Here is a 20,054-nt window from a genome sequence, read left to right on the forward strand (position 1 = left end):
CCGGCACCGGCGCAGGGGTGCCGGCCAAGCGGGCCGGCCAGCCCCCGCGCCATACCGCGGCGGCGCTCAGAAGCTGATCGCGGCGTTGCTGACGTCGACCCGCACCTTGTCCCGGTCGAGCAGGCGCGCCGCATGACGGGCATAGTTCGCCGCCCAGGCGGCATCTTCGGTGAAGCGCGATTCGCCGGAGAACTTGGCGACGCTGAGTATCTTGTCGATCACCAGCACCTTGCCCACCGGACTGGAGGCCTGGCAATCCAGCTCCGCATACTCGCGGTCGAACCAGCGCCAGCCCGCCTCCTCGCTGAGCGCCGCCAGTTCGGCATCGCCGACCGTGAACGCGAATTCCTTGCCGTTGCCGAAAACCACCGTTAGCGTACGCGCCATTGCGTGTTCTCCTGGTTGAGGCCCCCATTGTACGGACAGCCGGGCCACGGCGGCCAGCCCACCGGACCCTGCCTGCCAGGCGTCGGCCTGGTTCCAGCCGGCCGGAGCCGCGCGGCCGTCCCGCTTCGCGGGCCCGAGCGTTGTCCAGGACCGACAGACGTGTGCGTCCCGGCACGATTTCCGCTGCCGCGAAGTGGTTTGGCTGCCGCATCCCGACCGCCTTTGCATTATGCTTGCAGCATGGTCATCACCCGACAGGATCTCGAAGCAGATCGGCTGCGCGCAACGCTGTGCAGCACGCCGGTGGCTGCCTCCCTGCTGCCCGAGGAAGCGCTCGAGAGTTCGCTGCACGAGACCCTGGTACGGCATCCCGATCCGGGAGCGCTGGACGGTGACGTCTGGCTGTTCGGCTACGGCTCCCTGATCTGGAACCCGATGGTGGTCCACACCGACCGCCGCGTCGCCACCGCGCATGGCTACCATCGCGGTTTCTACCTCTACTCCCGCATCAATCGCGGCACCTGGGACAACCCCGGCCTGGTGCTGGGCCTGGACCGCGGCGGCAGCTGCCACGGCATGGTCTTCCGCATCCCGCGCCATGTGATCGAGCAGGAATTCCGCGTGCTCTGGCGCCGCGAGATGATGACCGGCGCCTATCACCCGCGCTGGCTGCGCGTGCGCATCGGCGGCGAGTTCGCCGGCCGGCCCCAGCGAGCCTTGGCCTTCGTGATGAACCGCGCACACGAAGCCTATGCCGGACGCCTGCCCGACGAGCGCGTGGTGGACTGCCTGCGGCATGCTTGCGGCCTGTACGGCCCGGCGCGCGAATACCTGCAGCAGACCATGCTCGGCCTGGCCACCAACGGCGTCGGCGACCCCTACCTGGACCGGCTGTGGCGCCGCTTGCAGCACGAGGACAGCGCCGCCGGCTCGTGCGTGGCGGCAGCCGGCTGAGAGACGGGATCGCCATGCCGCGCGCCGCCGTCCGTTCCCGCAGCCTGATGCTGGCCGAGGTCCTCGGCCTGGCCGGACTGCTGATGGGCAGCGGCCTGATCGCCAGCCCGGGCGGCTCGTCCCAGGCCGCGCGCGCGCCGGCCAGCGCGGCACCGGCCGGCTTGCACGCCGCGCCGGCGCTCAACCACCATCCCCTGCGCGGCGGCATCTCCACGCTCGACCGCAACCTCATCACGGCCTCCGCCGCGGGCGACCTCGAACTGGTGACCCGCCTGCTGACGGCTGGCGCATCGGCACAGGCGGTCGACGAACGCGGACGCAGCGCACTGCTGGCGTCCATCTACGGCCAGCACAAGGAAGTGGCACGCGTGCTGATCCTGGCCGGCGCCGATGTCAACCGCAAGGACGGCGAGGCCAACAGCCCTTTCCTGCAGTCGGCGTCGAGCGGACAGGCCGACCTGGTGCGGCTGGAGATCGCCCACGGGGCCGACCTGCGCAGCACCGACCGCTATGACGGCACCGCGCTGATCGCCGCCAGCGAGCATGGCCACGTGGACGTGGTCAAGCTGCTGCTGCAGGCGGGCGTGCCGGTCGACCACGTCAACCAGCTCGGCTGGACGGCCCTGCTGGAGGCCATCATCCTGGGCGACGGCAGCCAGCGCTACGAGGACATCGTGCAGCTGCTGCTCGATGCCGGCGCCGACCCCAACCTTGCCGACCGCGAAGGCAACACACCGACGCGCCATGCGCGCGAGCGTGGCTACAAGGCCATCGTGAAGAGCCTGATGCGCGTGCGCGGGCACTGACGGGCCGGCGGCGGCGCGGCGCCACCAGCCCGGGCCCCCCGGGGCCGTCAGGCGGAGGTGGCCTTGCCCTGGGCGGCTGCGCGCGCGTTCTCGGTTTCCTGCAGCTGGCGCCACATCACCTTGCCCGTGCCCGACTTGGGCAGCGCATCGACGAACTCGACCACGCGCGGATACTTGTAGGCCGCCATGTTCTCCTTGGCCCACTCGACGATCTGCTCCTCGGTGGTCTTGCCCTTGGCATGGGCACGCAGCACCACCACGGCCTTGACAGTCTCGCCGCGGTAGGGGTCGCGCGTGCCGATGATGCAGGCTTCCTGGATGTCGGGATGCTTGTACAGCAGGTTCTCCACCTCGGCCGGCCACACCTTGAAGCCGGACGCGTTGATCATGCGCTTGAGGCGGTCGGTGATGAAGTAATAGCCTTCCTCGTCCATGCGGCCCAGGTCGCCGGTGCGGAAATAGGTGCGCCCCTCGAACTCGATGAAGGCCTCCTTGGTCGCCTCCGGCTTGCCCCAGTACCCCTTGAACACCTGCGGGCCGCTGACGATGATCTCGCCGATCTCGTTGGGCGGCAGTTCGGCGAGCGTGACGGGATCGATCACGCGCGCCTCGGTGTTGAAGGTCGGCACGCCCAGGCACTGCAGCTTGGGCCGCTCGGAGGGATTGCTGTGCGTCGGCGCCATGGTCTCCGACAAGCCGTAGCCCTCCAGGTAGCTCAGGCCGAACTGCTGTTTCAAACGCTCGGCCACGGCCTGCGGCATGGCCGCGCCGCCGCCGCCGATATAGCGCAGGCTGGACAGGTCGAACTGCTCCAGGTTCGGGCTGGCCAGGAAATCGATGACCATGGTCGGGATGTTGGTCCAGTGCGTGACCTGGTAGCGCGAAATCAACCGGCCGGCCACCTCGCGATCCCAGCGCGGCAGCATCACCACGGTGGCACCGCTGAAGATGGGCCCGTTCATGCCGTACTGCATGCCGGTCACGTGGAACAGCGGCAGCACCGACAGGATCACCGACTCGGCGCCGCTGCCCGACCAGGTGGAGCCGCCGACGACGTTGTGCATCACCGAGCGGTGGGTATGGATGCAGCCCTTGGGGAAGCCGGTGGTGCCCGAGGTGTAGGGCATCACCGCCATGTCGTCCGGTCCGGCGGTGTGCTCGCGCGGCGCCGGTGCGCCGGCCAGCGCATCCTGCCAGGCGGTGGCGCCGGGCGGCAGCGCGTGCGTCGCGGTCAGCCAGGCCGGCGGAGCGTCCTCGGGATGCTCGTGGGCCGGCGGCAACGCATCGGCATATTGCGTGACCAGCAGGTGCTGGAGGCGCTGTTCGGCGGGCAGTTCGGCATCGGCCGCGGCGGCGCCGGCGGCCAGGTCGGCCGTGCAGATGGCCACGCGCGCCTGGGCATCGGTCACGTAGTGCTTGAATTCCTCGGCCCGGTTCATCGGGTTGACCGGCACCACCACCGCATCGGCGCGCAGGATGGCGTAGTAGCTGATGATGAACTGCGGGCAGTTCTGCATGTACAGCAGCACGCGGTCGCCCTTCTTGACGCCGGCCTTGTGCTGCAGCCAGCCGGCCAGCGCCTCGGCCTGCTCGCGCAGCGCGCGGAAGGTGATGGCATTGCCGAAATAGCGGATCGCCGCCTTGTCGGCATAGCGGTGGGCCGAGACCTCCAGGTTGTACCAGAGCGAGGTCTCCGGCAGGACGATCTCGGTCGGCACGCGCTTGGGCCAGAACTGCAGGTGCGGACGCGCGGGCTGTTTGTTCTGCATCATGTCTCCTAGTAGGTCGGGCGACCCGATATTGACGAATCCGGTCAAGCAATATAACCGAACGACCGTTCTATTTTCAATCGGTAGCTGCCCGGCCCTGCCCGACCCCACCCCCGGCGGCTTGCAAATGACGCCGGCGCCCCCAGAATAGGGGGAAGACAGGAGGGCCACGGCCCGCCGCAAGACGAGAACCGAGAAGCGAGATGAGCGACACGACCCTGCAGACCTTCGAAGCCGACGTCATCGAGATGTCGCGCCAGGTACCGGTACTGGTGGATTTCTGGGCGCCCTGGTGCGGCCCCTGCCGCACGCTGGGCCCGATGCTGGAAAAGCTGGAGCACGAGGCGGCCGGCAAGTGGAAGCTGGTCAAGATCAACGTGGACGAGCACCAGCCACTCGCGGCGCACTTCGGCGTGCGCAGCATTCCACATGTGATCGCCTTCGTGGATGGCAAGCCGGTGGACCAGTTCGTCGGTGTGCTGCCCGAGAGCGGGCTGCGCGAGTTCCTGGCACGCGTAACGCCGGCGCCCAGCGCGCTGGCGCTGCGCCAGGCACGTGAACTCGCGGCGGACGGCCAGCGCGAGGCGGCGCTGGCGGCCTTCCAGGCCGCACTGGCGCTCGACCCGGGCGCGGATGCAGCGCGCATCGAATATGCCGGCTTCCTGCTCGACGGCAACGCGATTACCGAGGCCGAGGCCGAATTCGGCATGCTGTCGGCGCGCGCGCCGCAGCAAGACGGCTATGACGCCCTGCGCACGCGGCTGCAGACCGTGCGCGAGGCCTCGGCCCTGCCCGATGCTTCGGTGCTGTCCGCCCGCGTCGCCGCCGACCCGGGCGACCTGGCCGCGCGCCTGGACCTGGCCCGCCAACACATCGCCCACCATGACTACGAGGCGGCGCTGGAGCAGTTGCTGGCCATCGTGCGTGCCGACCGCGCCTATGAGGACGGCGTGGCGCGCAAGACCATGCTGGCGGTGTTCGACCTGATGGCCGACCGGCCGGACGCGGTATCGCGCTGGCGCCGCCAGCTCAGCACGGCGCTGAACTGAAGCGGACGGGCCGGGCGCGGCAGGCGGTAAACTGTCGGCCCGCGGCCCCGCCCGCCATCTGCCGTTCCGCTCCGACACCGTGACCGCTCCCCAGCCACCCCAGCCGCAACCGCCCGCCCTGGTCGACTTCCGCGCCAGCCCCGAACCCAGCCACGACCGTCCACGCCCCGACCGCCTGGTGCAGGGCAATCCGGCCCGCACCACCTGGACGCACTACGGCGCGCCGTCCGGCGATTTCGATTGCGGCATCTGGGCCTGTGAGCCGGGCGCCTGGCGCATCGCCTTCCCGCCCGGCAAGGAGGAGTTCTTCCACGTGATCAGCGGTCGCCTGCGCATCCGCGACGAGGCCGGCAACGCGCGCGAGTTCGGCCCGGGCGACGCCTGCGTGATCCCGGCCGGGTTCCAGGGCGTATTCGAAGTGATCGAGCCGGTGCGCAAGCATTTCGTGGTGATCGACCGCGCCGCCGCGCGGCCGGCCTGAAGACAGCCGCGCCGCTCGAATGCCCCGGCCCGAGGGCCGCGGCAGCGCGGGCGGCACCGCTCAGGCCTGCGCCTCGACCAGGGAGAAGCCGTTCTCGCGCATATGCGAGACCATCATGGCGTCCATGCTCCTGACATGATGGGCGAACCAGCCCGACAGCTCGGCCACCAGCCGGCGCCCCAGTTCCAGTTCGCCCGCCTCCGCCACCTTGGCCCGCACCGCCTCGGCCACCGCCAGCACCTGCTTGTGCTCGCCCGCGTGGCAGTGGCGCGGCCCGAAGCCCATCGCTTCCATCCAGGCCTCTTCCTGGCCGAAATGATGGCGGGTGTGGTCGATCCACTCGTCGAAGGCCGCCAGGAAGGCGTCGTCCGTGGCGCGCGCGGTGGCTGCCAGCAGCAAGGTGAATTCGGCGTGCGTGGCATCGGTCACGGGTTCGCCCAGGTGCAGTTCGGGCGCCAGGCCGGCGGAAGACAGCGGAGTGGGATCGGTCATGGATCGAGCGGCAGGTATGAGGGCCGGTCGACGCGCCGGCCAGCCTGAAGGATACCCAATCGGGCACGGGCCGCCCTGATCTGGCGCAAGGCCGGCCATGCCCGGGGAAACGGCCGGCGCTGGCGCCGGGTTATCCTTGCGGAGCATTTCCATGCATTTCCATGCATTTCCTTGCGTTTCCGCTCTCCGACCTCGGCCACGATGCCCCGACTGATCTTCTTCTGCGGCCATGCCGGCACCGGCAAGACCACGCTGGCGCACCGCCTGATCGGCCCGCTCATGCGCGCCACCGGCGATCCCTTCTGCCTGCTCGACAAGGACACCTTGTACGGCCGCTACAGTGCGGCGGCCATGGCCGCGCTGACCGGCGATCCCAACGATCGCGACAGTCCCACCTACCTTGCCCACCTGCGCGACCCGGAGTACGAGGGCCTGCTCGACACCGCGCGCGAGAACCTGTCTCTGGGCATCAGCGTGATCGTGGTGGGACCGCTGTCGCGCGAGGTACGCGCCCACCAGCTCGACGATCCCGCCTGGCTGCGGGCGCCGGCGGGCACGGACACGCGCGTCGTCTGGGTCCACCTGCCGGAAGACGAGGCGCACGCGCGTATCGTGCGGCGCGCCAACCCCAACGATGCCTACAAGCTGGCGCACTGGGAGACATACCGCACGCGCCGCTTCCTGCCGCCTCCCGCGGATTACCCGGAGCTGATCTACTTCGACAACAGCGCGCCTGGCCCGGCCGAGTTCGACGCTTTACTGGCCACGCTGGCCGCTTAGCCGCTTAGCCGCTTAATTCGCCACGACCCCGCCCACCGGCACGCTGCCGTCGGCCAGGGCGCCGATCGCGGCCGAGGCCGCGACGAAGCCGAACACCGCCGTCACCGCGACCGAGGAGCCGAAGCCCGCGCAGGCCAGCCCCTGGGGCCCCTGCGCGACGGGCGGCGCCTCGCCGGGCGCGCAGGCCGCCTCGTGCGGCCCCGGATAGCGCAGCGGCTCGTCGGAATAGACCGCCGCGATCCCGAACTTCTTCTTGGGGTCGCGCGGGAAGCCCCATTGCTTGCGCAGGCCGGCTCGCACCTTGGACAGCAGCGGGTCCTGGATGGTGCGCGCCAGGTCGTCGATGCGCACGCGCGTGGGATCGAGCTGGCCGCCGGCGCCGCCGCAGGTGATCAGCGGCAGGCCCTGACGGCGCGCCCAGCCCAGCATGGCGATCTTGACCCGCACCGAGTCGATGGCATCGATCACGTAGTCGTGGCCGGCGCCCAGCAGCTCCACGACGTTGTCCGTGGTGACGAAATCGTCGACCTGCCGCACCGTGCAGCGCGGATTGATCTGCAGGATGCGTTCCGCCATCGCCTCCACCTTGGCGCGGCCGTAGGCGTCGCCCAGGGCATGGATCTGGCGGTTGGTGTTGGACAGGGCGATGTGATCCAGGTCGACCAGCGTGATGCGCCCGACCGCATTGCGCGCCAGCGCCTCGGCGGCCCAGCTGCCCACGCCGCCGATGCCCACCACGCACACGCTGGCCTGCTGCAGCCGTGCCAGGCCGGCATCGCCGTACAGGCGGGCCACACCACCGAAGCGGCGCTCCCAGTCATCGTCCGCGGGCACGCCGGCGGTATTCGGCAAGGACAGGGAGGGAGCGGACTGGGACATGGCAGAGGTGTTGGAATCACAGGGAAATCTTGCCGCGAGGCGCGAATCGGAGGCAATCCGACAGGCGCCGGCGGCGCGCAACTATACAATAGATGGAATCGTGGCCTGCTCGCCACACCATGGTGAGCGCCCGTTCCCCGCCCAGGAGTCCGTCCCCATGTCCCTGCGCCGCAAGGCTGTCGCCTGGAGCCTGCTGACACCACTGGTGCTGGTCGGCCTGATCGTCATCCTGCTGCTCACCTTCGACTGGAACCGCCTCAAGCCCTGGCTCAACCAGAAGGTGTCCGACGCCATCGGCCGGCCCTTCGCCATCAACGGGGACCTCGTCCTGACCTGGCGCAGCGCCGTCGGCGAAATCGGCTGGCGCACCTGGGTGCCGTGGCCACGCCTGTCGGCCCGCGACATCACCGTCGGCAACCCGGACTGGGCGCGCGAGCCCAACCTGCTCAGCATCGGCGAACTGGTCTTCGTCCTGCGTCCGTTACCGCTGCTGGCGCGCCGCATCGAAATTCCCCGCCTGGTACTGGACAGCCCCACGGTCTGGCTCGAACGCCTGGCCGACCAGCGCAACAACTGGACCTTCACGCTCGGCGGTGGCGGCACCGCGCCGCACTGGGGCCTGGACGTCGATGAGGTGGTGCTGACGCGCGGCAACCTGGCCCTGTCGGACAAGGTGCAGAAGATCGAACTGCAGGCCGCCGTGGACACCATCGGCGACGACGGCCTGTACGGCGACCGCGCGCGCGACGCGCAGAGCGCCTCCGCCACCCTGGCGGGCCCGGCCGCCTCATCCGCCGCGGCGGCGGCCCCGCCCGCCGCCTCCGCCGCCGGCAGCAGCGCGGCCGCCGCCGAGCCCGGGGACTCGCCCTACGGCATCCGCTGGAAAGCCAGCGGACGCTACAACCAGGCCACCATCAGCGGCAGCGGCAAGGCCGGCAGCGTGCTCAGCCTGCGCGACAGCGACACCCCCTTCCCGCTGCAGGCCGATGTCCGCATCGGTAACACGCGCGTGGCCCTCGAAGGCACCCTGACCAACCCGGCCCACCTCGCAGCGCTCGACGTCCGGCTGCAGTTGAGCGGCGACAACCTGGCCCGGCTCTATCCGCTGACCGGCATCACCCTGCCCACGACCCCGCCCTACGAGACGCGCGGGAGACTGCGCGCCACGCTGCAGACTGGCGCTTCGGTGTACCGCTACGAGAACTTCAGCGGGCGGCTCGGCGGCAGCGACCTGTCGGGCTCGCTTACCTTCGCCCAGCACGAGCCGCGCCCGCTGCTGTCCGGCAAGGTCGCTTCGTCCGAGTTGCGGCTGGTCGACCTGGCGCCGCTGATCGGTGCCGACGCCAAGCCGGGCAGGGCTGCGGTAGACAGCCCGGTCAAGCAGCCGGCCGGCAAGGCCCTGCCGGTGGCGCCCTTCCGCACCGAGCGCTGGGACAGCATCGATGCCGACGTGACCTTCGCCGGCAAGCGCATCGTGCGCGACAAGGCGCTGCCTGTCACTGACCTGCACGGCCACCTGCTGCTGCGCGATGGCGTAGTGACCCTGGATCCGCTCGATTTCGGCGTGGCCGGCGGCAGCCTGGTTTCCACACTGAAGCTGGATGGCAAGCGTGCGCCGCTGGCCGCCAACATCGACGTGACCGCACGCCACCTGAAACTCAAGCAGCTCTTTCCTACCTTCGAATCGATGAAGGCCAGCCTCGGCGAGCTCAACGGCAGCGCGCGCCTGGGGGCGCGCGGCAACTCCGTGGCGGCCATGCTGGGCAGCGCCAACGGCGAGGCCCGGCTGCTGGTCGAGGATGGCACCATCAGCAAGTTCCTGCTGGAAGCGATGGGCCTGAACGTAGGCAGCGTGGTGCTGACCAAGCTGTTCGGCGACAAGCCGGTGCGCATCCGATGCGGTGTCAGCGATTTCGGCTTCGACAAGGGCATTGCCACCGCCCGCACCTTCGTGCTCGATACCGACGCCGCCGTGATCCGCACCACCGGCGCCATCGACCTCAGCGACGAGAAACTGGCCCTGACGGTGCGCCCCGAGGCCAAGGGCGTGCGGCTCCTCTCGCTGAATGCTCCGCTTTACGTCGGCGGCACCTTCCAGCATCCCTCGGTCAGCCCCGATGCCGGCGTGCTGGCGCTGCGCGCCGGCAGCGTCATCGCGCTCGCCGTGCTGGCGCCGGTGGCCACGGCCATCCTGCCCCTGACCGAGCTGTCATCCAGGCAGGACAGCCAATGCAGCAAGCTGCTGGGCGAGCTGCAGCACCGTCCGGGCACCCCCGTGCCACCGCGCCCCGCGTCTGGCCCCAGCCACGACCCCAGGCCGGACAAGGGGGCAGACCCGCCTGCGCCGCCCCCGCCGATCCGGCAAGGCCGGGCGGATACGTATACCCAGGGCGGCTGACCGGAGCATGCCATGCCGCTAGGCAAGATCGCTCCCGCTGTCGGACACCGCCGCGCACCAATGGCCCCCGCAGCACTTGCGCCTGCGCAAATCCGCCCGCGGTGCTTTCGCTATACTCGAAGAGCGGATGTGGCCGGCACGCTTGCCGGCTCCGGCGCCGCGCCGATCTCCCATTGAATCCGACATGACTCAACTTGCTGACCTGCGCCGCACCTACGTGCTGGGCGCGCTCTCCGAAACCGATGTGGCCGCCGATGCCATGCAGCAGTTCCAGCGCTGGTTCGACGAAGCCATCAACGCGAAACTGCCGGAGCCGAACGCCATGACGCTGGCCACGGTCGACGCCGACGGACAGCCGTCCGCGCGCATCGTGCTGCTCAAGGGCCTGGACCAGCAGGGTTTCACCTTCTTCACCAACTACGAAAGCCGCAAGGGCCTGGACCTCGCCGTCAACCCTCGCGCGGCCCTGCTCTTCCACTGGGTGCAACTGGAGCGCCAGGTGCGCGTGGAAGGCCGCGTCGAGAAGGTCACCGAGGCCGAAAGCGATGCCTATTACGCCACCCGGCCGCTGGGTTCGCGCCTGGGAGCCTGGGCGTCCGAGCAAAGCCGGGAAGTGAGCGGCCGCGAGGTACTGGAACAGCGCGAGGCCGACTTCCGCGCGAAGTTCGGCGAAAACCCGCCGCGCCCCACGCACTGGGGCGGCTACCGGCTGGTGCCGAACTGGATCGAATTCTGGCAGGGACGCCCGTCGCGCCTGCATGACCGCATCGGCTACCGGCGCCAGGACGATGGCAGCTGGCATATCGTGCGGCTTTCGCCCTGAGCGCCTTCCCTTCCGAGAGCGGGCATCGGGTTGATCCGGATTGTTGCTGGGGCGGTCTCTGCACAAGAAAAAGAATTGGCGTAAAGTGCCATCCATATTGCTTTACCGACTTGTTGGCAACACCCCACGGCGGCGTGCGGGTTTCGTGCCTGCGCGCGTGGCAGTGGTCGCGGGGAGTGCGCCGTAACCCTCCGGAGGATGGCCGCATGTTTTTCAAGCAAGCATTCGACAAGCAGCTGGACAAGCAACTGGATCACTGGATCTCCGACCTGCGCGAGAACGCCGACATTCCCGTGCAACTCCGCTTGTGGAACGGCATGGAATATGCGCTGGGCAGGTTCGAGCGCCCGGCCGTCACCCTGACCGTGCGCGAGGCCGCCGCCCTGCCCTTCCTGCTGACCCCGAGCCTGGACAACCTGGGCGAAGCCTACGTCCAGGAAAAGATCGACCTCGACGGCAAGCTGGCCGACATCATCTCGGTCGGCTACCAGTTGTCCGCGGCGGCGACCCGGCGCGCCGGCGGCGCGCTGGCCAAGGTGGCGCACCACTTCACGCACAGCAAGCAGGAAGACAAGGCGTCGATCCAGTACCACTACGACGTCTCCAACGACTTCTACAAGCTGTGGCTGGATCCCGGCATGGTCTATTCCTGCGCCTACTTCGAGCGCGGCGACGAAGACCTCGCCACCGCCCAGCTGCAGAAGATCGACCACATCCTGACCAAGATCCGCCTGCAGCCGGGACAGACCCTGCTCGATATCGGCTGCGGCTGGGGCGCGCTGGTACTGCGCGCAGCGCAGAAATTCGGCGCACGCTGCGTCGGCATCACCCTGTCGCAGAACCAGTTCGACCTGGCCACGGAGCGCGTCAAGGCAGCAGGCCTGGCGGACCGCGTCGAGATCCGCCTGCAGGACTACCGCGACATCCGGGGCACCTTCGACCGCATCACCAGCGTCGGCATGTTCGAGCACGTAGGTAAGAAGAACCTGATCGCCTACTTCAGCCGCATCCGCGAGCTGCTGGCCGACGATGGCTTCGCCATGAACCACGGCATCACCTCGCCCGACCCCGACATCGGTACCTCGCCGATGGATGGTTCCGAGTTCATGGACCGTTACGTGTTCCCGCAAGGCGAGCTGCCGCATATCGGCCTGGTGCTGACCACCATGCAGAAGGGCGGCCTCGAGGCGCTGGACGTGGAGGGACTGCGCCGGCACTATATGAAAACGCTGCACAACTGGGCGGACCGCTTCGAGCAGCAGGGCGAAACCATCCGCGCCATGGTCGGCGAGAAGAAATACCGCATCTGGCGCATCTACCTGGCGGGCTGCGCGCACGCCTTCGAGACCGACCAGATGGCGCTGTTCCAGGTGGTGTGCCGCAAGGCAGGCAGGTCCGCCACCACGCTGCCGTGGTCGCGCCGCTATATGTACGACAAGTCCTGAGCCGGGCCCGCCCGCGACGGACGCGACTCCGACCGACGATTTGACCGCTGACCTGTTCGGCGACCTGCCGCCCGGCGCGGCGGGCGCCCCTTCCGGCCCCGATCCGGCCATCCCCTCCCCCGTCCCGCCGCCCCGCGCCGCACGCGGCAAGGCGGTGCTGCCGATGCCGCCCGACCCGGCGCTGGCGGCGCTCGCCGCGCGCCTGCCGCCTGGCCTGCACCTGGGGACATCCACGTGGTCCTACCCCGGCTGGGACGGGCTGGTCTACCAGGGCGAATACAGCGAGAGCCTGCTTTCACGCAAGGGGCTGGCCGCTTATTCGCACCATCCGCTGCTGCGCGCGGCGGGCGTCGACCGCGGTTTCTACGCTCCCATCCCGCTGGCCGACCACCTGGCCTACGCGGCGCAGGTACCCGAGCATTTCCGCTTCCTGGTCAAGGCGCCGGCCAGCGTCTGCGACGCCTGGCTGCGCGGCCCCGACGGTGCGGGCCGGCTGGCCAACGCCGCCTTCCTGGACAGCGCCATCGCGATCCGCGATTTCATCGAACCGGCCACCGCCGGGCTGGGTGCGAAATGCGGTCCGCTGCTGTTCCAGCTATCGCCGCTGGCAGCCATGGCCGACGATGCTTGCGCCTTCCTGGCGCGCCTGGACGCCTTCCTCTCGGCCTTGCCGCCGCTCGACCCCAGCCTCACGCCGCATGCCTGCTACGCGGTGGAGCTGCGCGACGCCGCGCTGCTGACGCCGCGCTACATCAAGCTGCTGCGCGCGCGCGGCGTGCGCTTCTGCCTGTCGGCGCGCGACCGCCTGCCGCCGGTGGCACGCCAGGCCGCGGCCCAGGCCCTGCTCGACGAAGGCCGGCCCGGCCCGCTGGTGCTGCGCTGGATGCTGCATGGCGGCCGGCCGTACGAGCTGGCGGAATCGATCTACGCGCCCTTCGACAAGCTGGTGGAAGAAGATGTGCCGACGCGCGAGGCCATCGCGGACGTAGTGGTGCGCACGCTGCGCGCCGGCCAGCCGGCCTACGTGATCGTCAGCAACAAGGCCGAGGGCTCGGCCCCGCTGAGCTGTATCCGGCTGGCCGAAGCCATCGCCGCGCGCTGGCAGGGCTGAAGCCGGGGCTACCGGACACGGCGGCCCCGGCCGGGCGCTTCAGCGCCGCAGCAACTCGGCGAAGCGGGCGCGGAACTTGGCCAGCTTGGGCGAGATCACCACGGCGCAATAGCCCTGCCCCGGATGGTCCTGGTAGTAGTTCTGGTGGCCCTCCTCGGCACGCCAGTACGGCTGTTCGGGCTCGACCTGGGTCACGATGGGGGCATCGAACACCTTGCCCGCCTCCAGTTCGTGGAGCACATGCTCGGCGGTGGCGCGCTGGGCCTGCGAATGGGTGAAGATCACCGAGCGGTACTGCGTGCCGACATCGTTGCCCTGGCGGTTCAAGGTGGTCGGGTCATGGATGGCGAAGAAGATCTCGAGGATCTCGCGGTAGGTGACCACGGACGGATCGAAGCTGACGCGCACCACCTCCGCATGTCCGCTGTCACCGCTGCACACCTCCTCGTAGCTCGGCTGGCGCAGATGGCCGCCGCTGTAGCCGGACTCGACCGCCTTGACGCCACGCACCTGCTGGTACACGGCCTCCAGGCACCAAAAACAGCCGCCACCCAGCGTGGCGATCTCCAGTCCGTTTTCCATAGACTTCGCTCCCTTGGCAATGCCTCTAGCATAGCCGCTTGCCCCGCGCAGCGTCAGGCATCAGCCGCGCGGCCGCGCCGGTCGGGCCAGCAGCGCCAGCAGTTGCGGCTTGAGCACCTTGCCCAGCGCGCTGCGCGGCAGCGCGTCCAGCAGCACGGCCTCGCGCGGCAGCTTGAAGCGGGCGATGCGGCCATCCAGCGCGGCACGCAGGCGCTCGCCGCCGAGCGCCTCGCGGTCGGCGTCCGGTGCCGGCACGATGGCGGCCACCGGCACCTCGCCCCAGCGCGGATCGGGCAGGCCCACCACCGCGCACTCCTGCACGCCTGGCAGGGCCAGCAGCGCATTCTCGATCTCGGCCGGATAGATGTTCTCGCCGCCCGAAATGATCATGTCCTTGCTGCGGCCCACCACCGTCAGGCAGCCATCGGCATCGCGCCGCGCCAGGTCGCCCGAGCGGAACCAGCCGTCGACGAAGTCGGGATGCGCGGGCTCGCGCCAGTAGCCTTGCATCAGGTTGTCGCCGCGCAGCCACAGTTCGCCCACCTCGCCCGGCTCGGCCTCGCCGCCGGCATGCGTCACCAGGCGCACCTCGGCGCCGGCGTGCGGCCAGCCTGCGGCGCCGGCGCGTGCCATGGCCTGCGGCAGGCGCAGCGCTACCGACACCGGGCCGGTCTCGGTGGCGCCATAGACCTGTCCGAGCGGCACGCCGCGCCGGTGGAAGGCCTCGAGATAGGACAGCGGGATCGGCGAGGAACCGGCCATCACGCCGCGCAGCGAGGACAGGTCGGCCGCCGGCCAGTCCGGATGCTCCAGCACCGCGCGCAAGGTGGCCGGCACCATCAGGGCCAGGGTCGGCCGCTGCAGCGCCAGCGCCTGCAGCCAGCCCTCCGGCGTGAAGCGGTCGTGCAGCGTGACCTGTGCGCCGGCCAGCAGCGCCGGCAGCGTCTGGATGCACAGGCCGCCGACGTGGAACAGCGGCAGCACCGACAGTACGTGGTCCTGCGGCTGCAGGGCGTGCGCCCACCAGCTCGCGCGCGCGTTGGCCAGCATGCCCGCCTGCGTGTGCAGCGCGCCCTTGGGCTGGCCGGTGGTGCCCGAGGTGTAGGCCAGCAGCAGCGGCGTGGCACCGTCCACGGCGCCACCAGGGCCGCCCGAGCCGCCGGCCGCGGGATCCGGCAGCGCCTCGCCCAGCCCGCCGAGCGGCCCGTGCCGGCACAGGCCTTGCGCAACCTCCCGCGCCTGCGCGGCATGCATGTCGTCGTGGAACAGCACGGCAAGCTGCGCATGCTGCGCCACCGCTTGCAGTTCTGGCACGGCCAGCCGGTAGTTCAGCGGCACCAGGATGGCCCCCAGCCGCGCGCAGGCGAACAGCAGGGCCAGCTGCCGTTCGTGGTTCAGGCACAGCGTGGCGACGCGGTCGCCATGGCCTATGCCCCAATCGCGCGCGAGGCTGGCCGCCACCGCCTGCGCCCGCTGCCACAATGCGCCGTACGACAAGGTCTGGCCGCGATGATGCAGCGCCGGGCGCTGCGGCGCGGCCAGCGCCTGCGCCTGCAGCGCCTCGGCCAGGGTGGCTGCCTGCCCGGCCCCGCCGGCGGCAGCGGAAGCGCTCACGGCGGCGCTCATTCGTCGCGCTCGCCGGCTTCGTACAGCGTTTCGCGGCCCATGCGGTCGAGCACCAGTTCGGCGGTCCAGGGCAGCATCAGGGCGCCGCAGCGCGAGTCGCGGTAGAGGCGCTCGAGCGGCAGGTCCTTGAGCATCGACTGGCCGCCGCAGGTGCGGATCGCCAGCCGCGCGATGTCGTTGGCGCCCTCCATCACCGTGTACTGCGCGGCGTACAGGCGCAGGCGCTCGTCCTTGGACGGATCGGGGCGCGCCTCGTGGATGACGCGCCAGAAGATCGAGCGCATGTTTTCCAGCTGGATGCGCATCTGCGCCACCGCGATCTGCTTGGTCGGGTACATGCGCCGCTTGACCGGCGGCTGGCCCGGCACCTCGCCGCGCAGGTACTGCACGGTGAAGTCGTAGGCGGCCTGCGCCACGCCGAGGTAGGTCGGCGCCAGCGTGAAGAACATCGCCGGCCAGGTCTGCGCCGCCTTGTGGTAGACGCCGCGCGGCATCAGCTGCTCGGCATCGGGCACGAACACATCCTTGAGCAGCAGCGTGCGCGATACCGTGCCGCGCATGCCCAGCGGATCCCACTCGCCGGTGACGCTCACGCCCTCGGCCCTGCCCGGCACGGCGATGTAGAGCGTGTCGCGCATGTCGGGATGCTGGTCGCCGCGGTCTTCCGTGCAGAGGATGCCGTAATAGTCCGCCGCGCCCGACAGCGAAGCGAAGATCTTGCGCCCGTTCAGCACCCAGCCACCCTCGACCTTGCGCGCGCTGGTGCCGAACGGTGCCTTGCCGGCAGCGGCGGCCGAGCCTTCGGAGAAGGGCTGGGCGTAGATCGCGCCATCACGCACCACGCGCGCGAAATGCAGCTCGCGGCGCGCCTCGTGCTCGGCTCGCTGCCCGGGCGTCATGCCGATGCCGTCGGCCAGCACGCCGGTCCACATCGTTGAGCAGATGTGCATGTTGTAGGTCAGCGCGGTGGCGCCGCAGAAGCGGCCGATCTCGGCACCGACCATGCAGTAGGTGGCGAAATCCGCGCCCTCGCCGCCGAAGGCGCGCGGCACGCACAGGCGCAGCAGGCCGGCCTCGCGCAAGTCGTCGTAGTTGGCGAAGGGAAAGCTGGCTTCGCGATCCCAGGTCGCGGCGCGCGGCGCGAAGGACTCGCGGCCGAGGCGATTGGCCAGCGCCAGCAGGCGCGCCTGCGCTTCGGTGAAATCGGCGCCGCCGACGGCGGGAGTGAAATCCAAGGGCATGTCGCGGTCTCCTGTAGGCGCCGCCGGCGAGGGCCGGCGCCAGTTCTGGTGGTGGCCGGCAAGGCCGGCACGGGGTGAGGTGTACGCCCTGCCAGCGCAGAGCAGTCGCCGGAAGGCAGCGGATGCAGCCGCTCAAGCCGGCCAGGCAGGCCGCTCAGGCGGGCGGGAAGCGCCGCGCGAGGAAGTCGAGCACCGCCGCATTGAACAGCGCCGGCTGCTCCATGCAGGCGAGATGGCCCACGCCGGGCAGGCAGTGGTACTCGGCACCGGCAATGCGCTGCGCCATGCGCTCCATCACCGCGGGCGCGGCATTGTTGTCGTGCTCGCCGGCCAGCGCCAGCACCGGCACGGCGATGCGTGCCAGCGCCTCGCGCTGGTCGAAGCGCACCAGCGCGCCAAGCGCGGCACGGTAGGTAGCGGGTGGCACCGCGGCCATCACGGCGGTGGCGAACGCCACCCCGTCCGGCGGCGCATCCGGTGCCACCATGGCCCGCACCAGCCCCGCCGCCATCTCGGCCATGCTGCGGCCGGCGTCCAGGGGCGCGGTGCGCGCGGCGACGAAGTCGCGCTGCCAGTCGCCGCCGGGCTTGCCGAAGGCGGGCGAGGTGCCTGACAGCACCATGCCGTCGATCAGCGCCGGCGTGGCGGCGCAGGCCTGCTGCGCCACCATGCCGCCCATGCTGTGGCCGAGCAGCACCACGCGCCGGCCGGCCGCACGCTCGGCCTGCAGCAGCGGCGCCAGGGCGGCGGCGAGCCCGTCGAAGTCGTAGGGGTCGATGAGGGCGCTGTCGCCGTAGCCGGGCATGTCCCAGGCCAGCGCACGGTAGCCGGCCCGGGCCAGCGCGGCGAGCTGCTCGGGCCAGGCGGCCTTGCCGCCGCCGATGCCGTGCAGCAGGACCACGGTCACGGTGCCCTCGCCCTGCTCCAGCGTGGCGATGCCGTTGGCATGGAGGCGGCGTGCCGGCGCGCCGGCCGGCGTGGATGGCGTCGGGCTCATGCGGCGGCCTCCGTCAGGCGGCCCTGCTCGACCTCGGGGTGCCCGTCCAGCGTGATGGTGCAATGGCGCAGCGGCAGGTCGAAGTGTCCCAGGGTATGCCGCCCGGCCACCTCGTTGGCGCCGGTCGAATAGAGGAAATTGCCGGCGAAGGCGCGCAGCTCGGTACCGTTGCAGTCGCGCTTGTCGTAGAAGGTCATGGCGTCCCAGCGCGCGGCCGGATTCAGGCCCCAGCCCACGTGCGAGACGGCGTAGGCGTCGCGGTTGCCCTCGCGCTGCGCCCAGGCGTCGTAATAGCCACGCATCATGTCGGCATCCACGCCCTGGCCCTCGATGGCGAGGATGTAGTCATCCTCGATATGACAGACCACGGTATCGCGCAGATAGGTCTTGAAGGTCAGGTTGACATCGCCCGGCGCCAGCACCAGGGTGCCGTTGACCTGGCCGCGTGCCGGGAAGGCCAGGCACAGGCCGCCGGGCCAGTGCGCGACCTGCCCGGGTTTGTTGCAGTAGCCCCAGACGCCGCCCACGCGTGCCTCGCCCAGCCCGATGCGCAGCTCGGTGCCGGCGGCGCTGTGGACGCGCATCTCGCGCGCGCCGCGCAGCCGTTTCATGGCGGCGCGCACGCTGCCTTCCAGCGCCGGGTCGGGCAGGCAGCGCTCCAGGATCTCGGGGTGCTCGTTGCTGATCATCAGCAGGCGCGGCACCACGCCATCGGCCCCGCGCAGGATGTGCGACAGTTCGGGCGCGTGCAGCAGGCCTTCGACGGTACAGTCCAGCACCAGGTGGCAGCGCGACAGGGCGGCCACCACCGGTACCAGTTGCTGCAGCGCGTCGCTCGCGCCGGTGGAGCGCACCGGTGCCGGCGCGCTCAGTGCCGGCGTCGGCACCTGGATCCGCACCGGCGTGGCGCCAAGCGACTGCACCGCCAGCTCGGCCAATTCCACGTTGACGCGCCGGGATTGGGACTCCGTTACAATGCCCACGACCTCCGTGCCGGTCAGGCCGCAAAGTTCAAGGGTACGCCGGAACGCCGCCAGCCAGCGGTGTTCGATCTGCTCGACGAGCATGTCATCTCCTCCTGCCTTGTGTGCGCGATCCCACCGATGGCGGGCGGCCAGCGCCTTGGCGTGTGCTTAGCTTGTGCTTGTGATTCCTGGCCCTGGCGCAAATAATATATGAAATTTCATGGATTCCAGTGGAGCCCGAGACATGGGCATGCCTGAGCCCGAGCCGCACGCCCCCCGCCACGCCGGCCGCGCCGCCTCTCCCGACTTCGACGCCAAGCACTTCCGCCGCGCCCTGTCCCAGTTCGCCACCGGGGTGACGATCATCACCACGCGCGCGGCATCCGGCGCCGGCACGCCCTTCGTCGGCATCACCGCGAGCTCGTTCAACTCGGTCTCGATGGACCCGCCCCTGGTGCTGTGGAGCATGGCCACCACCGCCAACAGCCTGCCGATGTTCCGCGACGGTTCGCACTACATCATCAATGTGCTGTCGGCCTCCCAGCTCGACCTGTGCCAGCGCTTCGCCACGCTCAAAGGCGACCGTTTCGCCGGCGTCGACTACCGCCTGTCCGAGACCGGACTGCCCGTGCTGGCCAATGCCCTGGCCTGGTTCGAATGCCATAACCGCAGCCGCTACGACGAGGGCGACCACATCATCTTCGTCGGCGAAGTGGAACGCTGCGGCGTGCCGGGCAGCGGCGGGCACCCCCTGGTGTTCCACGGCGGCGCCTTCTCCACCACCTCCCCGCTCGGCGACTGAGCCGGCCCGGCCATGGCGGACGACGCCCGCGAGCCCTTCGTCGACGGCTACCTGGCCTACTTGCTGGCGCGCGCCAGCCACCTGGTGTCGGGGGAATTCCACCGCCAGGTGGAAGCGGCCGGGCTGAGCGTGGCCGAATGGCGGGTGCTGGCGACCCTGGCCGACCGCAGCGGCTGCCCGGTCGGCGAACTGGCGCAGATCACGCTGAACAAACAGCCCACGCTGACCAAGCTGCTCGACCGCATGGCTGCCGAAGGCCTGGTCGAGCGCCGCAGCGGCGAAACCGACCGCCGCACCGCCCTGGTGTGGATCACGGCGGCCGGCCGCGCGCGCGCGCGGCCGCTGCTGGCCAAGGCCGCCGCCCATGAGCGCGCCGTGCTGGAAGACTTCGGCACGCAGCAGGGACAGCAGCTCAAGGACACCCTGCGCCGCCTGATCGCGCTGCACACCGGGCGCTGACACCTGCC

20 protein-coding genes are annotated in these 20,054 nt (G+C 70.3%); 11 read left to right on the forward strand and 9 right to left on the reverse strand.

What is annotated here, in order from left to right:
• Window positions 1-66: 66 nt before the first annotated feature.
• Window positions 67-387, reverse strand: a complete 321-nt coding sequence (locus BKK81_RS15565; protein ID WP_071014692.1) for a hypothetical protein — start codon at window positions 385-387, stop codon at window positions 67-69.
• A 240-nt stretch (window positions 388-627) separates the two neighbouring features.
• Between BKK81_RS15565 and BKK81_RS15570 the strand changes: the two genes are divergently transcribed.
• Together BKK81_RS15570 and BKK81_RS15575 are read left to right on the forward strand one after the other, a co-directional pair.
• On the forward strand, window positions 628-1,341 hold the full coding sequence (locus BKK81_RS15570; protein ID WP_071014695.1) for a gamma-glutamylcyclotransferase: 714 nt from the start codon (window positions 628-630) through the stop codon (window positions 1,339-1,341).
• A gap of 14 nt (window positions 1,342-1,355) precedes the next feature.
• Window positions 1,356-2,147 (forward strand): ankyrin repeat domain-containing protein, encoded by a 792-nt coding sequence (locus BKK81_RS15575; protein ID WP_083384127.1) that lies wholly within the window; start codon window positions 1,356-1,358, stop codon window positions 2,145-2,147.
• A gap of 47 nt (window positions 2,148-2,194) precedes the next feature.
• Here BKK81_RS15575 and BKK81_RS15580 read toward each other — a convergent pair whose 3' ends face one another.
• Complete coding sequence (locus BKK81_RS15580; RefSeq protein ID WP_071014697.1) at window positions 2,195-3,916, reverse strand: long-chain fatty acid--CoA ligase; 1,722 nt, start codon at window positions 3,914-3,916, stop codon at window positions 2,195-2,197.
• Between the two features lie 203 nt (window positions 3,917-4,119).
• On the opposite strand from BKK81_RS15580, the gene trxA reads away from it, so the two are divergent.
• Together trxA and BKK81_RS15590 are read left to right on the forward strand one after the other, a co-directional pair.
• Window positions 4,120-4,965: a thioredoxin gene (gene trxA, locus BKK81_RS15585; RefSeq protein ID WP_071014700.1), complete on the forward strand. Its 846-nt coding sequence runs from the start codon at window positions 4,120-4,122 to the stop codon at window positions 4,963-4,965.
• A gap of 79 nt (window positions 4,966-5,044) precedes the next feature.
• Entirely contained in the window at window positions 5,045-5,446 is a 402-nt protein-coding gene (locus tag BKK81_RS15590; protein ID WP_071014701.1) for a cupin domain-containing protein, read from the forward strand.
• Between the two features lie 60 nt (window positions 5,447-5,506).
• Here BKK81_RS15590 and BKK81_RS15595 read toward each other — a convergent pair whose 3' ends face one another.
• Complete coding sequence (locus BKK81_RS15595; protein ID WP_071014704.1) at window positions 5,507-5,938, reverse strand: bacteriohemerythrin; 432 nt, start codon at window positions 5,936-5,938, stop codon at window positions 5,507-5,509.
• Window positions 5,939-6,139: 201 nt separating this feature from the next.
• Here BKK81_RS15595 and BKK81_RS15600 point away from each other — a divergent pair, with 201 nt between their 5' ends.
• The gene (locus BKK81_RS15600) at window positions 6,140-6,718 is read left to right on the forward strand and encodes an AAA family ATPase (protein WP_071014706.1); all 579 of its coding nucleotides are present in this window, start codon (window positions 6,140-6,142) and stop codon (window positions 6,716-6,718) included.
• Between the two features lie 12 nt (window positions 6,719-6,730).
• Here the strand turns inward: BKK81_RS15600 and tcdA are convergent, their stop codons facing one another.
• Window positions 6,731-7,597, reverse strand: coding sequence for a tRNA cyclic N6-threonylcarbamoyladenosine(37) synthase TcdA (gene tcdA, locus BKK81_RS15605; RefSeq protein ID WP_071014709.1), 867 nt, complete (start codon window positions 7,595-7,597; stop codon window positions 6,731-6,733).
• Between the two features lie 157 nt (window positions 7,598-7,754).
• Between tcdA and BKK81_RS15610 the strand changes: the two genes are divergently transcribed.
• The 4 genes from BKK81_RS15610 (at window position 7,755) to BKK81_RS15625 (ending at window position 13,374) form a co-directional block, all read left to right on the forward strand.
• Window positions 7,755-9,995, forward strand: a complete 2,241-nt coding sequence (locus BKK81_RS15610) for an AsmA family protein (RefSeq protein WP_071014712.1) — start codon at window positions 7,755-7,757, stop codon at window positions 9,993-9,995.
• A 184-nt stretch (window positions 9,996-10,179) separates the two neighbouring features.
• Complete coding sequence (gene pdxH, locus BKK81_RS15615) at window positions 10,180-10,818, forward strand: pyridoxamine 5'-phosphate oxidase (protein WP_071014716.1); 639 nt, start codon at window positions 10,180-10,182, stop codon at window positions 10,816-10,818.
• Window positions 10,819-11,024: 206 nt separating this feature from the next.
• A complete protein-coding gene (locus BKK81_RS15620) occupies window positions 11,025-12,263 on the forward strand; it encodes an SAM-dependent methyltransferase (RefSeq protein ID WP_071014719.1) in 1,239 nt (412 codons plus the stop codon).
• A gap of 40 nt (window positions 12,264-12,303) precedes the next feature.
• Complete coding sequence (locus BKK81_RS15625) at window positions 12,304-13,374, forward strand: DUF72 domain-containing protein (RefSeq protein WP_071014721.1); 1,071 nt, start codon at window positions 12,304-12,306, stop codon at window positions 13,372-13,374.
• Between the two features lie 39 nt (window positions 13,375-13,413).
• Here the strand turns inward: BKK81_RS15625 and msrA are convergent, their stop codons facing one another.
• The 5 genes from msrA to BKK81_RS15650 all read right to left on the reverse strand — a co-directional run bounded on the left by msrA (window position 13,414) and on the right by BKK81_RS15650 (window position 18,887).
• Window positions 13,414-13,956 (reverse strand): peptide-methionine (S)-S-oxide reductase MsrA, encoded by a 543-nt coding sequence (msrA, locus tag BKK81_RS15630; protein ID WP_071014724.1) that lies wholly within the window; start codon window positions 13,954-13,956, stop codon window positions 13,414-13,416.
• A 60-nt stretch (window positions 13,957-14,016) separates the two neighbouring features.
• On the reverse strand, window positions 14,017-15,582 hold the full coding sequence (locus tag BKK81_RS15635) for a class I adenylate-forming enzyme family protein (RefSeq protein WP_083384128.1): 1,566 nt from the start codon (window positions 15,580-15,582) through the stop codon (window positions 14,017-14,019).
• Window positions 15,579-16,823 carry an acyl-CoA dehydrogenase family protein gene (locus BKK81_RS15640; protein ID WP_071014727.1) on the reverse strand — a complete coding sequence of 415 codons (1,245 nt, stop codon included), beginning with the start codon at window positions 16,821-16,823 and terminating at the stop codon, window positions 15,579-15,581. Before BKK81_RS15640 ends, BKK81_RS15635 begins: the two co-directional genes overlap by 4 nt.
• Window positions 16,824-16,977: 154 nt before the next feature.
• Window positions 16,978-17,820 carry an alpha/beta fold hydrolase gene (locus BKK81_RS15645; protein WP_071014729.1) on the reverse strand — a complete coding sequence of 281 codons (843 nt, stop codon included), beginning with the start codon at window positions 17,818-17,820 and terminating at the stop codon, window positions 16,978-16,980.
• The gene (locus BKK81_RS15650) at window positions 17,817-18,887 is read right to left on the reverse strand and encodes a peptidase M29 (protein ID WP_071014732.1); all 1,071 of its coding nucleotides are present in this window, start codon (window positions 18,885-18,887) and stop codon (window positions 17,817-17,819) included. The genes BKK81_RS15645 and BKK81_RS15650 overlap by 4 nt, the downstream gene beginning before the upstream one ends.
• A 142-nt stretch (window positions 18,888-19,029) precedes the next feature.
• Here BKK81_RS15650 and BKK81_RS15655 point away from each other — a divergent pair, with 142 nt between their 5' ends.
• Window positions 19,030-19,587 (forward strand): flavin reductase family protein, encoded by a 558-nt coding sequence (locus tag BKK81_RS15655; protein ID WP_071014734.1) that lies wholly within the window; start codon window positions 19,030-19,032, stop codon window positions 19,585-19,587.
• Window positions 19,588-19,599: 12 nt separating this feature from the next.
• Window positions 19,600-20,046, forward strand: coding sequence for a MarR family winged helix-turn-helix transcriptional regulator (locus BKK81_RS15660; RefSeq protein ID WP_071014737.1), 447 nt, complete (start codon window positions 19,600-19,602; stop codon window positions 20,044-20,046).
• The last annotated feature ends 8 nt before the right edge of the window (window positions 20,047-20,054 follow it).

This window comes from Cupriavidus sp. USMAHM13, assembly GCF_001854285.1.
Taxonomy (GTDB): Bacteria; Pseudomonadota; Gammaproteobacteria; order Burkholderiales; family Burkholderiaceae; genus Cupriavidus; species Cupriavidus malaysiensis.

What these genes read in the sequence shown, in the direction of transcription:
- BKK81_RS15575 (WP_083384127.1), top strand. Translation starts at nt 1,356, where the DNA reads ATGCCGCGCGCCGCCGTCCGTTCCCGCAGCCTGATGCTGGCCGAGGTC.
- BKK81_RS15620 (WP_071014719.1), top strand. Translation starts at nt 11,025, where the DNA reads ATGTTTTTCAAGCAAGCATTCGACAAGCAGCTGGACAAGCAACTGGAT.
- BKK81_RS15645 (WP_071014729.1), bottom strand. Translation starts at nt 17,820, where the DNA reads ATGAGCCCGACGCCATCCACGCCGGCCGGCGCGCCGGCACGCCGCCTC.
- BKK81_RS15650 (WP_071014732.1), bottom strand. Translation starts at nt 18,887, where the DNA reads ATGCTCGTCGAGCAGATCGAACACCGCTGGCTGGCGGCGTTCCGGCGT.
- BKK81_RS15610 (WP_071014712.1), top strand. Translation starts at nt 7,755, where the DNA reads ATGTCCCTGCGCCGCAAGGCTGTCGCCTGGAGCCTGCTGACACCACTG.
- BKK81_RS15565 (WP_071014692.1), bottom strand. Translation starts at nt 387, where the DNA reads ATGGCGCGTACGCTAACGGTGGTTTTCGGCAACGGCAAGGAATTCGCG.
- BKK81_RS15640 (WP_071014727.1), bottom strand. Translation starts at nt 16,823, where the DNA reads ATGCCCTTGGATTTCACTCCCGCCGTCGGCGGCGCCGATTTCACCGAA.
- BKK81_RS15660 (WP_071014737.1), top strand. Translation starts at nt 19,600, where the DNA reads ATGGCGGACGACGCCCGCGAGCCCTTCGTCGACGGCTACCTGGCCTAC.
- BKK81_RS15580 (WP_071014697.1), bottom strand. Translation starts at nt 3,916, where the DNA reads ATGCAGAACAAACAGCCCGCGCGTCCGCACCTGCAGTTCTGGCCCAAG.
- BKK81_RS15600 (WP_071014706.1), top strand. Translation starts at nt 6,140, where the DNA reads ATGCCCCGACTGATCTTCTTCTGCGGCCATGCCGGCACCGGCAAGACC.
- BKK81_RS15595 (WP_071014704.1), bottom strand. Translation starts at nt 5,938, where the DNA reads ATGACCGATCCCACTCCGCTGTCTTCCGCCGGCCTGGCGCCCGAACTG.
- BKK81_RS15635 (WP_083384128.1), bottom strand. Translation starts at nt 15,582, where the DNA reads ATGAGCGCCGCCGTGAGCGCTTCCGCTGCCGCCGGCGGGGCCGGGCAG.
- BKK81_RS15570 (WP_071014695.1), top strand. Translation starts at nt 628, where the DNA reads ATGGTCATCACCCGACAGGATCTCGAAGCAGATCGGCTGCGCGCAACG.
- msrA (WP_071014724.1), bottom strand. Translation starts at nt 13,956, where the DNA reads ATGGAAAACGGACTGGAGATCGCCACGCTGGGTGGCGGCTGTTTTTGG.
- trxA (WP_071014700.1), top strand. Translation starts at nt 4,120, where the DNA reads ATGAGCGACACGACCCTGCAGACCTTCGAAGCCGACGTCATCGAGATG.
- pdxH (WP_071014716.1), top strand. Translation starts at nt 10,180, where the DNA reads ATGACTCAACTTGCTGACCTGCGCCGCACCTACGTGCTGGGCGCGCTC.
- tcdA (WP_071014709.1), bottom strand. Translation starts at nt 7,597, where the DNA reads ATGTCCCAGTCCGCTCCCTCCCTGTCCTTGCCGAATACCGCCGGCGTG.
- BKK81_RS15655 (WP_071014734.1), top strand. Translation starts at nt 19,030, where the DNA reads ATGGGCATGCCTGAGCCCGAGCCGCACGCCCCCCGCCACGCCGGCCGC.